Origin of the sequence: Flavobacterium anhuiense (assembly GCF_900101855.1) — a bacterium.
GTDB classification, from domain to species: domain Bacteria; phylum Bacteroidota; class Bacteroidia; order Flavobacteriales; family Flavobacteriaceae; genus Flavobacterium; species Flavobacterium anhuiense.
The window spans coordinates 87,248-101,320 of record NZ_FMVC01000003.1; the positions used below are offsets into that span (position 1 = coordinate 87,248).

Genomic DNA, 14,073 nt, shown 5'->3' on the forward strand with positions numbered 1-14,073 from the left:
AATATACCTCAAGTTTATTCTTGGGGTTTTTTTATGACTAATTAACCAACCAACTATAACACGATTATGTATACGTTGCCAAAAATTGAGCGTTTTAATCAAGACGTTCTCTCAAAATACCACATTTATAATAGTGTTTTTATAACATTGCCATTTGATTCTATAGATAATACTGGAGTCTTACTTCCTTTATTTACAGAAACTTGCGAAACGGGCTTTAAAAAACAAGAAACACCAAAAGAAATTGTTGATTTCTTCTCAAATAAATATTTGAATAACGCTTCTGAAGAGGAAAAAATCGATCTTATGTTTCGATTTATTCAATATATTGAGCGCCAGATTGTATTGTTTGATGCTATTGAAGACGCAGCTTTTCCAGAAGTTAACAACATGGAGGGACGCGGGTCTCTTCGCGACATCAAAGAAAAATCGGACGCTAAAGAAAAGGATGAAGAATTAAGCGAATTTCTAGAAAGTTTTAATGTTCGTACCGTTTTAACAGCGCATCCAACTCAGTTTTATCCTGGTCCAGTTTTGGGAATTATAAATGATTTGACAGAAGCAATTCGTCAAAATGATTTGCTGAAAATTAAACAATTACTAGCTCAGCTTGGAAAAACGCCTTTCATTCAAAAAGAAAAACCAAATCCTTACGATGAGGCGGTAAGTTTAATTTGGTACCTTGAAAATGTATTTTATGCAACTGCAGGAGAAATTGTGCATTACCTGCAAAAAAATATTTTAGAAGGTAACCCAATTCATAACCAATTGATCAAACTTGGTTTCTGGCCAGGAGGTGACCGTGATGGAAATCCTTTCGTTACTACAGATATTACACTTAAAGTGGCAGATCGTTTACGTACCTCAATTTTAAAGTGTTATTATGTAGAAATGAGAAATCTAAAGCGCAAGCTAACTTTCTCAGGAGTAGATGATTTAGTAGCAGAACTTGAACATAAACTTTACCGTTCTGTATTTTATTCTAAAGGAGATATTTTTATCACTTTAGACGAATTACTAACACAACTGAATAAAATAAGAGCTATAATTATTGAGAAACATCAATCTTTATATTTGGACGAGTTAGATGCGCTTTTGGTAAAAATAAATTTGTTCGGATTCCATTTTGCGACTTTAGATATTCGTCAAAACAGTAAAATTCATAATGCAGTTTTCAAAGATGTTGTGAATTATTATTTGAATTCTGGCTCAGATATTTTTCCTAACAATTATTTCGAATTGACGGAAGATCAAAAAATCAATGTTTTATCGAAAGTTAAAGGAAAACTTAATCCAGCGGATTTTGAAAATGAAATTACTAGATATACTTTAGAATCTGTTCAGGCTATTAAAACAATTCAGCAAAATAATGGAGAAGAAGGAGCAAACCGTTATATCATTAGTAATAACGAAAGTGCCCTGAATGTTATGGAGACTTTTGCCATGATTCGTTTGAATGATTGGGAAAAACCAACTGTAGATATTATTCCGCTTTTTGAGTCTGTAGATGATTTACAAAATGCGCATACTATTATGGAGCAATTGTACACGAATCCAGAATATGCGAAACATCTGAAATCGAGAGGGAATAAACAAACTATTATGCTTGGATTCTCTGACGGAACAAAAGATGGCGGGTATTTAATGGCTAACTGGAGTATTTATCAAGCCAAAATTTCATTGACTAAAATTTCTAGAGAATACGGAATTAAAGCTATTTTCTTTGATGGACGTGGCGGACCTCCAGCGCGTGGCGGTGGAAAAACACATAAATTTTACGCTTCTCTTGGTCCAAAAATTGAAAACAACGAAATTCAAATTACAGTTCAAGGTCAAACGATCAGCTCTAATTTTGGAACTTTAGATTCTTGCCGTTATAATATTGAAAACTTATTGAGTGCTGGTGTTACAAACCAAGTATTTAGTAAAGAGAAAAATGAATTGACAGCAGAAGAAACTCAAATCTTAACTGATTTGGCTAATCTGGGTTATGATAAATATTTAAGCTTCAAAAATCATCCGAAGTTTATTCCATACTTAGAAAAAATGAGTACTCTGAAATATTACTCAAAAACTAATATTGGAAGCCGTCCTTCAAAAAGAAGCAAATCTGAGTCATTGGATTTTGCTGATTTAAGAGCAATTCCATTTGTGGGTTCATGGAGCCAGTTAAAGCAAAACGTTCCAGGATTCTTTGGAGTGGGTTCTGCTTTAAAACATTTTGAGGAAACTGGACAATGGAATAAAGTAAGTGATTTGTATCATAATTCTTTATTTTTCAAAACATTGCTTGAAAATAGTATGATGTCATTAGCAAAATCATTTTTACCATTGACAGCTTATATGAAAAATGATCCTGAGTTTGGTGAATTCTGGCAGATTATCTATGATGAATTCTCAGAAACAAAACGCCTTTTATTGAAAATTGCTGGGCATAAAACATTGATGGAAAATTATCCTGATGGTATTGCTTCAATTCAGATTAGAGAGCGCATTGTTTTACCGTTATTGACTATTCAGCAATATGCTTTATTGAGAATCAACGAATTAAACAAAGCAGAAACTCCAAATGAAGAATTGGTGAAAGTTTATGAGAAAATCGTAACAAGATCATTATTTGGTAATACGAACGCAAGTAGGAACTCAGCTTAAAATATACAAATGAAAGCAGCAGAATTATTAGACAATGAATATTCAGGTCATTTTGGTACTTATATCAAAGCGGCTGGAGATGGAATTTTGATTGAAGATTTAGAAATTTCACTTCATGAGTTTATTCGATTTGTGCAAAATATTCCGATGGATAAATTTGATTATCGTTATGCAGAAGGAAAATGGACGATAAAAGACATTATTCAGCATGTTATTGATACAGAACGAATTTTTGCTTATCGCGCTTTACGTTTTTCAAGAAATGACAAAACGCCTTTGCCAAGTTTTGAAGAAAGTGATTACGCAGACAATACAGATTCAAATAGCAGAAGCATCCAAGATTTGCTTACTGAATTTTCAGCTGTAAGACATTCAACTTTATTGTTTTACAAAAGTTTATCTGAAGAACAGCTAAAGCGAATTGGAACTGCTTCAGGAAATCAGATTTCTGTTCGTGCTTTAGGTTTTGTCATGATTGGACATCAAAAGCATCATCAGAAAGTTTTTGAAGAGAGATATTTGTAATACATAATTATCAGAATAAAAAATCCTGTGATATATCACAGGATTTTTTTATTTACCTCAATCTTGTCATTTCGACGAAGGAGAAATCTTCGCGAGAAGCTCGACAAAGATTATATTTTCGTATGGAGCCACTTACGAAGATTTCTGCTTCGTCGAAATGACAAACAAACGAATGTGTTTGTTATATCTTTTGATTCTTTTTCTCCAAAAAAGCCAAACCAAATCGAATTTTATCATAAGACATTTTTTCTTCAAAATAATCGAAGTAAGGCCTTAATGCATTTGGATTATCTAATTCTGTTTGGGCTTTTTCTATTTGAAGAATTTCATCTTCAGAGACAAACTGACTTAGATCTAAATCATGGCCATCAACGTATAATTTTGCTAAATGCGAAATAATTGTTGTTGGATTCAAATCTCGCTGTTCTGCTATTTCTTCTACTGAAACTCCATTTTTAAATAATTCCAGCGTTTTTTTATAAGTATTGTCTTTTTTCTCTTTTTTAACAATAGATTTATTTCTTTCAAATCCAATAATGGCTTTGATAAAATCTGCTCCGTATTTTTCTAGTTTTGCTTTCCCAACACCTTCAACAGCAAGAAATTCTTCGTCACTCATTGGTCGCAAGATTTCCATTTGGCGTAGAGTAGCATCACTAAAAATGACATAAGCAGGAACTTCTTCTTCCTGCGCAATTTCATAACGTAATTTGCGAAGTGTCTCAAACAGAGAATTTTTAGACGCTTTTGGTTTTGCCTCTTTAGCTTCGCTTTTATCAATTGTTTTCTTAACAACTGTTGTCAGTTTTACTTTTTCGCCTTCAAATAAAACTTTTTTTGCAAAAGGAGTAAGAAGAATTTTATTATGCTGATGAAAGGCAATTTCGCAATAGCCTAAATTAATCAATTGAATAAGATATTGATTCCAATCGTACCAAGAAACATCAGCGCCAATTCCGTACGTTTTTAGCTCTTGATAATTTTTTTCGTAGATATACGCGTTTCTCGAGCCTCTCAAAAAATCCACTATTACAGCCAAAGGCTCAGATTCTTTTAAACGTACAATAGCAGACAAAGCTTTTTGCGCGAGAATCGTCCCATCGAAAAAAGTTGGCGGATTTTTACAAATATCGCAGTTTCCGCAATTCTCAGTAACCAATTCGCCAAAATAAGACAGTAGAATTTTTCTACGGCAGCTTACAGCATCTGCGTATTGTTTCATACGGTCTAATTTTGCAAGCTGAATATCAGAATTCAATCCTTCTGATGCAAATTTTTGCAATTGAATCACATCGGCATAACTTTCAAATAAAATTGTTTCGGCAGGAAGACCGTCACGTCCGGCACGCCCAATTTCCTGATAATATCCTTCTATATTTTTTGGAAGATTGTAATGAATTACCCAGCGAACATTTGATTTGTCAATTCCCATTCCAAAAGCAATCGTTGCACAAACCACCTGACAATCATCATTTATAAATTGATCCTGAGTTTTTGCTCGCGTTTCATTATCTAAACCAGCATGATATGCTTTCGCTTCAATTCCATTTTTCAGTAATTTTTCAGCAAGCTCTTCTGTTGCTTTACGGCTCAAACAATAAATAATTCCCGATTCGTTGGGCTTGTTTTCAATAAAATCAATTATTTGTTTCACGCGATCCAAAGCTGGACGAACTTCAAGACTTAGATTTTTACGATCAAAAGAAGCTATGAATGTTTTCGGATTCTTAAGATTCAATTGTTTGGATATATCTGTTCGAGTCGCTTTATCAGCTGTAGCTGTCAATGCCAAGATTGGAGTAGAAGGGAAGCGACTTTTTAGGTATCCTAAATTAGTATAAGCCGGTCTGAAATCATGTCCCCAAGACGAGATACAGTGCGCTTCATCAATTGCTATTAGACTAATATTCAATTCGCTAAAAGCCATATCTAAATAAGAAAGACTTTCTGGTGCGACATAAACTAACTTAAAGTTATTTGATTTTAAGTTATCGATATAATATTGCTGTTCTTGCGATGATTGTGTACTATTAATATAACAAGCAGAAATTCCGTTTGTTTTCAAACTATCAACCTGATCCTTCATTAAAGCAATCAGTGGCGATATCACAATAGTGATTCCTGGTAAAATTAAAGCAGGAAGCTGAAAACAAATTGATTTTCCTCCGCCTGTTGGCATAATTGCCAATGCATCTTGTCCAGATAAGACGGTATTAATTATAGTTTCTTGATTGGGTCTGAATTTTTCGAAACCAAAGTTTTCTTTTAATGTAGCGTGTAGAATTTCTGAAGTCATAGGCATGTACTTTTTTTTGTTTAAGATTTAAATGTAAAAATAATCCTATAAAAACAAAAATATAAGTTTAGTAATTTGCAATTCTCTTGTTATAAAAAAAGGAACTCCAAACAGAGTTCCTTTTTTTTATTAGAAAGAAAATGAATTAATCTTCATCATCTTCGTCTTCTTCATCATAGTCAGTATCAGCTTTGTCGTCATCATCATCGTCATCATCGTCGCCACCATCAGTATCTGGTTTGTCAAGATTATCATCGTCATCATCATCGTCACTAATATCATCATCAAGATCTATACCTTTAACTGGCGCAATTGCATCTACATCAACATCTAAATCGTCATCTTCATCGTAGTTTTCAATTCTGTCAGCAAGTTTAGTACTTATTTTTACTAAGTAAATTGTATCTTCAGTACGAACTTCAACAGCTTCAACCAATTCGTTTTTAGCATTTCTAAAACGGATTACATCCGAATCATCATAACCATCAGGAAACTTTTCAACCAAAAGATTTAAAATTTCGTTGGTAAGTTTGGCGTAGTCTACTATAACTCTTTTCATAAATTATCTTATAAATCTAATAAGTATGCAAAAATTAACGGAGCAACAATTGTAGCATCCGATTCAATAATAAATTTTGGGGTTTTGATGTCTAATTTACCCCAAGTGATTTTTTCATTTGGAACTGCTCCAGAGTAAGAACCATAACTAGTTGTTGAATCTGAGATTTGGCAGAAATAGCTCCAAAATGGCACATCATGCATTTCCATATCTTGGTATAGCATTGGCACTACACAGATAGGGAAATCACCCGCGATACCACCACCGATTTGGAAGAATCCAATTCCGTTTGAACTGTTTTTTGAATACCAATCCGCAAGGAAAGTCATGTATTCAATACCAGATTTCATAGTAGACGCTTTTAAATCTCCTTTAATTACGTATGAAGCAAAGATATTTCCCATTGTACTATCTTCCCATCCTGGAACGATAATTGGTAAATTTTTCTCTGCAGCTGCATACATCCAGCTATCTTTTAGATCAATTTCGTAATATTCTTCTAAAACGCCAGACAACAACATTTTATACATAAATTCATGTGGGAAGTAGCGCTCACCTTTATCGTCTGCCTCTTTCCAAATTTTGTAAATGTGTTTTTGTAAACGACGGAAAGCTTCATGCTCAGGAATACAAGTGTCTGTAACACGGTTTAATCCTCTTTCTAATAAAGCCCATTCGTCTTCTGGTGTCAAATCACGATAATTAGGAACTCTCTCGTAGTGAGAATGAGCCACTAAATTCATGATATCTTCTTCTAAGTTTGCTCCAGTACATGAAATAATATGCACTTTGTCTTGTCTGATTACTTCGGCAAAAATTTTACCAATTTCTGCTGTACTCATTGCGCCAGCCATACTTACCAGCATCTTTGCACCATCAGCTAATTGCTGTTCGTATGCTTTTGCAGCATCTACTAACGAAGCAGAGTTAAAATGCAAATAATGTTTTTCAATAAACTGACTGATTGGTCCTTTCATTTTTTTGTTTTTTTTTGAATTAAAAAGTTTAACCTTTTTGGATGTTAATGCAAATTAAGAATTTTTTAAGAAAAATTATAACTTAATCTGCCGTTTTTTTACACCTTTTTTTTGTAGCCTAAAATCTTTAAAACATCGTCTGAAGTCTGTTGTTCTGAGAACACTTCGGTTGCCAGAATTCCATTTTCATCACGATCAATTAAAATATGTTTTGGCTGCGGAATCAAACAGTGGTGTAGACCGCCGTATCCTCCAATTGTTTCTTGATAAGCGCCAGTATTAAAGAAACCAATATATAAAGGCTTTTCTTTGTTGTATTTAGGCAAATAAATGGCGTTCATGTTTTGTTCAGAATTGTAATAGTCGTCACTATCACAAGTAAGACCTCCTAGCAGAACCCGCTCGTAAGTATCATTCCAACGGTTAATAGCCAGCATGATAAAACGTTTATTTATAGCCCAAGTATCTGGTAAAGTGGTAATGAAAGATGAGTCGATCATATTCCATTTTTCTCTATCATTTTGTTGTTTTTGATACAAAATCTGATAGATTGCACCACCGCTTTCACCTACAGTAAACGATCCAAATTCCGTAAAAATATTTGGAACATCAACTTCGGCTTCATCACAAGCAATTTTAATCTGATTGATAATTTCATCAATCATATATTGATAATCATACTCAAAAGCAAGTGAGTTTTTGATAGGGAAACCACCGCCAATGTTTAGTCCGTCTAGTGTCGGACATTCTTTTTTAAGAGCAATGTAAACTTTGATACATTTTACAAGCTCATTCCAATAATATGATGTATCGTTAATTCCGGTATTGATAAAGAAGTGAAGCATTTTCAGCTCTAATTTATCATTCTCCTGAATTTGTTTTTTATAGAACGAAACTATGTTTTTGTAACCAATACCTAATCTTGAAGTATAAAACTCAAATTTAGGCTCTTCCTCAGCAGCAATACGAATTCCGATTTTGAATTTCCCTTTAATTTCTGCCTGAAGCAAATCTAACTCTTCATAATTATCAATAATAGGAATAGTATTTTTATGTCCGTTATTGATTAATCTTGCAATGTTAGTAATGTATTCGTCTCTTTTAAAACCATTACAGATAACATACGTGCTTTTGTTGATTTTTCCATTTTCCAATAAATTCTCCACAATATTGACATCAAAAGCAGATGAAGTTTCGATGTGAATGTTATTCTTAAAAGCTTCATTCATAATATATTCAAAATGAGAGCTTTTTGTACAATAACAATAGTAGTATTTTGCGTCGTATTTATTCTTTTCCATCGATTTTCTGAACCACGCTTTCGCTTTATTGATGTTTTCAGAAATCTGAGGAAGGTAAGTAAACTTTAATGGCGTGCCATATTGCTCAACCAATTTCATCAAATCGATATTATGAAACAATAGGTTGTCTTTGTTTAGTTTAAATTCCTCTTGTGGAAAGTAGTATGTTTGGTTTATTAGATCAGAATATTTTGTATTCATTTATTTGTCAATGTTTAGAGATTGTAATTATAATTTAATTTTAGGTTTTTGGGGACTTAATCTTAAATTCAAACTCTAATATTGGCAAATATAATAGGCAGTTTTTCATGCTCCGCTTTTGTACATTGGAATACATCAAAACAGAAAGGACTTTTACTATTATAGAAACGATCCAACATCCTTAATAAAGAACTGTTGAGTCTGTTTCTGTAAGAGCTGAAGTGCCTCTGCTGGTTGTTTGTTTTCATGGCGCAAATGTAAAAAATAATATATACCAAATGCAATGCTTTTGATTAAAAAAAGTTTAAGATTTATAATCCTCAAACGCTTCTAGAATCAATTTATTTTCAACGGATTGGTTAATTTTTATTTTTCCGATTCCTTCAATTAATGCAAATTGAATTAAACCGTATTCATTTTTTTTGTCGTGAATTAACAATTCTAAGATAGGATCAATGTCATTTTCCTCAAAAATTACATCATCATAAATATCTTTTATTACAGTTTTAATTTCACGGTATTCTTCTGCAGAAATCAATCCTTTTTGAAGCGAAATGTAGCTTTCTAAGATCATTCCAACCGCAATTGCCTCTCCGTGCAATAAAGTTGTTTTATCTTCACTTTCCAAGAAATACCCTTCGATTGCATGCCCTAAAGTATGCCCAAAATTCAAGGCCTTGCGAATATTTTTCTCCGTTGGATCTTGAATAACAATTTCATTCTTAATTTCGACAGAACGATAAATCAGTTGATCTAATTCATCAAAAACAATTGATTTCAAATCTGAAAACTGTCTCCAGTACGGAGCATCATATATTAAACCGTGTTTTAGCATTTCTGCCAAACCAGAACGCATTTCGCTTTGCGGTAAAGTTTCTAAATATTGTGTATCAATTAACACCATTTGAGGCACATTGATAACTCCAATTTGATTCTTAAGATTTCCTAAGTCAACTCCTGTTTTTCCTCCAACAGAAGCATCAACCATAGATAATAGAGTAGTAGGAATATTGATAAAATCTACGCCTCTTTTGAACGTAGAAGCAACAAAACCTCCTAAATCGGTTACAACTCCGCCACCTAAATTAATAATAAGTGATTTTCTGTCTGCTCCAAGCTCTGTCAAAATATTCCAGATCTCAATACAAGTTTCTATATTTTTATTTGCCTCTCCAGCTTCAAACTCAATTATTTCAATCGCTAAATCGGTTTCTAAAAGCGGTATAAATTTAGATAAACAATACTCATTGGTCTGATCATCAACAATTATAAATATGTTAGAATATTTACTTTCTCTTAAGTGTTTATTTAAAGCTACGTAAGCATTCTCATTAAAATGTACGAAATAATTATTGGCTTGAATAGATTGCATAATTCTTTAGTTAATTGAAAGCGCAAAATAAGGCATTTTAAACGTAATAATATTCAAACTTTCGGGCTAATTTGTTTAAAATACGGGTTTGCATCTTTAAAATTAAGATAAAATTTTACAACAAATAAATATTTACTTCATAAATTAATATTTGCGGTGTCCTCGTTAACAATATTAAAAAATATGATATCGTTTAGTGAAAAATATTCAAAACACTCTCTATATTTGCATAAAAAATAAATTTTAATGGAAAAGATATTCGATAATACACAGGTTGCATTTTCACTTAAGAGTGACACTGAACTTGATAGAGCTTATTTTCTTTTCAAAATGATTGACAGCGAACCTTTAGTAAGAATAGGTACTGCTGTAACTAATTTTGCAATTAAAGCTCATTTACCAGTAGAAGGATTAATTAGAGCAACTGTTTTTGACCATTTTTGTGGTGGTGTAAACGAAAATGACTGTCTTACTGTAGTAGACAAAATGTTTACAAAAGGAGTTTCTTCTGTTTTGGATTATTCGGTTGAAGGAAAAGAAGAAGAGGAGCAGTTTGATGCTGCATTGGAAATGACTTTAAGAACAGTAGATTTTGCTAAAGAACGTTTAGCAATTCCATTTGCTGTTTTCAAACCAACAGGTTTAGGGCGTTTTGAATTGTATGAAAAATTGGGCGAGAAAAAAACTCTAACTCCAGCAGAGCAGGCAGAATGGGATAGAGTAGTAGCTCGTTTTGACAAAATATGCAGTGAAGCGCACAAAAAAGATGTTGCATTATTGATTGATGGTGAAGAAAGCTGGATGCAGGACGCTGCCGATGATTTGGTAACTGATATGATGCGTAAATACAATAAAGAAAAAGCAATTGTATTTAACACTTTGCAGATGTACCGCTGGGATCGTTTAGATTATTTGAAAAAACTTCATGAAATTGCCAAAGCTGAAGGTTTCTATATCGGAATGAAATTGGTTCGTGGCGCTTATATGGAAAAAGAGAACAAAAGAGCGGAAGAAAAAGGTTATGTTTCTCCAATTTGCGTATCTAAAGAAGCTACAGACGTAAACTACGATAGTGCTGTACAATATATGTTAGAGCATATCGATAAAATGGCCATTTTTGCAGGAACTCATAACGAATTAAGCTCATACAAATTAATGGAAATGATGGCTCAGAAAGGAATCGCTAAAAATGATCCTAGAATCTGGTTCGGACAATTATACGGTATGAGTGACAATATCAGCTACAACTTGGCTGAAAACGGTTATAATGTTGCTAAATATTTGCCATTCGGACCTGTAAAAGATGTTATGCCATACTTAATTCGTCGTGCTGAAGAAAATACTTCTGTAGCAGGTCAAACAAGCCGCGAATTATCTATGATTAAAGCTGAACGTAAACGCAGAAAAGGGAAATAATTTTAGTTTTCCGTTTTCTGTCTCAGTTTACAGATATAAAAAAACTCCAATCTTTTTAGATTGGAGTTTTTTTGTTGCTGAAAATTAAACCCGACAGGTTTTTAAAACCAGTGGGTTTGAACTATCATTTTAACTTGGAATTTGAAATTTTAAAAATTGAAATTTTCCTTTAAGAGTTACTAAACTGTAAATTGCTTAAATTCTTATAAATTCCGTTTTCTAAGTTTATTAATTCTTGGTGTGTGCCTTCTTCAGAGATTTTTCCGTTATCTAAAACTAAGATTTTATCAGCATTTCTGATTGTTGAAAGCCTGTGAGCAATAATAATGCTTGTTCTTCCTTCCATCAATACTTCTAAAGCTTCCTGAACCAGTTTTTCACTTTCGCTGTCTAAAGATGATGTAGCTTCGTCTAAAATCAAAATGCTCGGATTTTTAAGCAATGCTCTTGCAATCGCAATACGCTGGCGCTGTCCTCCAGAAAGTTTAACACCACGTTCTCCAACCAAAGTTTCGAATTTCTCGGGAAAACTATCCACAAAATTGAAAGCATTCGCTTGTTTTGCCGCTTGAATAATTTCTTCATCAGTCGCATCTGGTTTTCCATACGCAATGTTTTCTCTAATTGTTCCTCCAAACAAAATTACATCCTGAGGCACAATACTCATATTGCCGCGAAGATTTTCTAAGTCATAATCGTAGATGTTTTTTCCATCAACACTAATTTCCCCAGAAGTAATATCGTAGAAGCGAAGCAAAAGAGAAGAAATAGTCGATTTTCCGGCGCCACTAGGCCCGACAATTGCTATTTTCTGACCAAATTCTGCCGAAAAATTTACATCTTTCAGAACTTGGATTTCCTGACGTGTAGGATAGCTAAATGCCACATTTTTGAATGTAACATTTCCTTTAATTTTCTCCTGATTTTTATTTAAATCTGAATTGATTTTCTCAGGACTTTCGTCTAATAACTCAAAAACGCGTTCTGTCGCACCAATTGCTTTTTGAATCTGCGCATATAATTCGGCAATTCCACCAAAAGAAGCGCCAACAAAAGTTGAATATAATACGAATGAAATCAATTGTCCAACACTCATTTCTCCGGCAATACTCAAACGAACTCCGTACCAAACTACAGCTACGATAGCACCAAATAGACAGAAAATGATAAAAGAAGCAAAATAACCACGGTATTTGCCGCCTTTAATAGCCAATTTCACTACTTCGCTAATTTTTCCTTTGTAACGAGCAATTTCATACCATTCGTTGGCAAAAGCTTTCACAATACTAATTCCTTGCATCGTTTCTTCAACAATTACCTGGCTTTCGGCAACCTGATCCTGAACTTTTTTTGAATACTTTCTAATAAATCTCCCAAAAACAACCGCTGCAATAGCCACTAATGGAACTACCGAAAGCATTAATAAAGTTAATTTGAAACTTTCTGTTGCTAAAAGAATAATTCCGCCTATGATTAGAATAAACTGACGTAAGAATTCCGCAATTGTTGTCGTTAATGTGTCTTGAATTTGTGTAATATCTGCACTAATACGGCTGTTTAACTCTCCAACTCTCTTTTGCGAAAAGAAAGTCATGGGCAACTTCACCAAATTAGTGTATAAAGCCAAACGTAAGTTGGCCAATGTATTTTCGGTAAAGTTTACAAACAATGAAAGTCTGAAAAAAGAAAAGAAAGATTGCAGAAACAGAATAACGATTAAACCTAATGCAATTTGATTGGCTTCGTCGCCGTTTTTGTTTTTAACGCAATCTACCAGCATTCCCATTAGTTTAGGAAAGGCAAGGGCAGTGGCACCAGTTAGTAAAAGAAAAATCAAACCAATGAAGAATTTCCATTTGTGATGTCCTGCGTATGTAAAAATTGTTTTTGCTTTATTAAGTGAAGTAGCCGTTATTTTTGATTTAGGCAAATCATTTTCTTTAAATCGTGCCATTAGAATTTACTATTTTTAGGTATACAAATGTATGACTAACTCGAATCACTACAAAGCAATATTAAGAATTAGAGTTCTCAATTTAACTTTTTAACGAAATTATAAGAAAAGAGTAAAAAAACTTTACTTTTTAAAGGTTTGAAAAATAGCTTTCTAAATAAAAAACACGAAAAAATATTTCATTTATTTTCTAAAAAGGCTTGCAAATACAAAATCTAGATTTACATCTGCACTCGCAATCACAAACGATAGCAACCTAGTAGAATAGGGCGATTAGCTCAGCTGGTTCAGAGCATTCCGATTTTTAATCGGAAGCGGTCGAAGGTTCTAACTTCCCGATTGCACTTACAGAAGTTTGATAAACAATGAAGTAAAAAATATTTTACTTTTTTTTCTAAAAAAGGCTTGTAAAAACAAAATCTAGCTTTATATTTGCACTCGCAATCACAAAATGATAGCAACCTAGTAAAATAGGGCGATTAGCTCAGCTGGTTCAGAGCATTCCGATTTTTAATCGGAAGCGGTCGAAGGTTCTAACTTCCCGATTGCACTTACAGAAGTTTGATAAACAATGAAGTAAAAAATATTTTACTTTTTTTTCTAAAAAAGGCTTGTAAAAACAAAATCTAGCTTTATATTTGCACTCGCAATCACAAAATGATAGCAACCTAGTAAAATAGGGCGATTAGCTCAGCTGGTTCAGAGCACCTCGTTTACACCGAGGGGGTCGGGGGTTCGAACCCCTCATCGCCCACAAAATTCCAAAAACTCCAAAGTCATTTGATTTTGGAGTTTTTTGCTTTATATGTTTTTATGGATT

Annotated in this window: 9 protein-coding genes and 1 tRNA gene; 4 read left to right on the plus strand and 6 right to left on the minus strand. The window is 33.3% G+C overall.

Annotated elements, in window-relative coordinates; translation table 11 throughout:
- Positions 1-66: 66 nt before the first annotated feature.
- On the plus strand, positions 67-2,652 hold the full coding sequence (locus tag BLP44_RS08360) for a phosphoenolpyruvate carboxylase (RefSeq protein WP_091131636.1): 2,586 nt from the start codon (positions 67-69) through the stop codon (positions 2,650-2,652).
- Positions 2,653-2,661: 9 nt separating this feature from the next.
- Positions 2,662-3,177, plus strand: coding sequence for a DinB family protein (locus BLP44_RS08365; RefSeq protein WP_091131640.1), 516 nt, complete (start codon positions 2,662-2,664; stop codon positions 3,175-3,177).
- A gap of 181 nt (positions 3,178-3,358) precedes the next feature.
- Here BLP44_RS08365 and recQ read toward each other — a convergent pair whose 3' ends face one another.
- From recQ to aroB, 5 genes are all read right to left on the minus strand, one after another.
- On the minus strand, positions 3,359-5,473 hold the full coding sequence (gene recQ / locus BLP44_RS08370) for a DNA helicase RecQ (RefSeq protein WP_091131644.1): 2,115 nt from the start codon (positions 5,471-5,473) through the stop codon (positions 3,359-3,361).
- A gap of 145 nt (positions 5,474-5,618) precedes the next feature.
- Positions 5,619-6,032, minus strand: coding sequence for a hypothetical protein (locus tag BLP44_RS08375; protein WP_008468993.1), 414 nt, complete (start codon positions 6,030-6,032; stop codon positions 5,619-5,621).
- Positions 6,033-6,040: 8 nt separating this feature from the next.
- Positions 6,041-7,009, minus strand: a complete 969-nt coding sequence (locus BLP44_RS08380; protein WP_008468994.1) for a deoxyhypusine synthase family protein — start codon at positions 7,007-7,009, stop codon at positions 6,041-6,043.
- A gap of 98 nt (positions 7,010-7,107) precedes the next feature.
- Positions 7,108-8,511 (minus strand): type III PLP-dependent enzyme domain-containing protein, encoded by a 1,404-nt coding sequence (locus BLP44_RS08385; protein ID WP_008468995.1) that lies wholly within the window; start codon positions 8,509-8,511, stop codon positions 7,108-7,110.
- 304 nt (positions 8,512-8,815) lie between these two features.
- The gene (aroB, locus tag BLP44_RS08390) at positions 8,816-9,883 is read right to left on the minus strand and encodes a 3-dehydroquinate synthase (RefSeq protein WP_066034615.1); all 1,068 of its coding nucleotides are present in this window, start codon (positions 9,881-9,883) and stop codon (positions 8,816-8,818) included.
- A 246-nt stretch (positions 9,884-10,129) separates the two neighbouring features.
- Between aroB and BLP44_RS08395 the strand changes: the two genes are divergently transcribed.
- Positions 10,130-11,299, plus strand: coding sequence for a proline dehydrogenase family protein (locus BLP44_RS08395; protein WP_066034616.1), 1,170 nt, complete (start codon positions 10,130-10,132; stop codon positions 11,297-11,299).
- A 169-nt stretch (positions 11,300-11,468) separates the two neighbouring features.
- Here the strand turns inward: BLP44_RS08395 and BLP44_RS08400 are convergent, their stop codons facing one another.
- Entirely contained in the window at positions 11,469-13,253 is a 1,785-nt protein-coding gene (locus BLP44_RS08400) for an ABC transporter ATP-binding protein (protein WP_066034617.1), read from the minus strand.
- A gap of 679 nt (positions 13,254-13,932) precedes the next feature.
- Here BLP44_RS08400 and BLP44_RS08405 point away from each other — a divergent pair.
- Positions 13,933-14,007, plus strand: a tRNA-Val gene (locus BLP44_RS08405).
- Positions 14,008-14,073 lie beyond the last annotated feature (66 nt).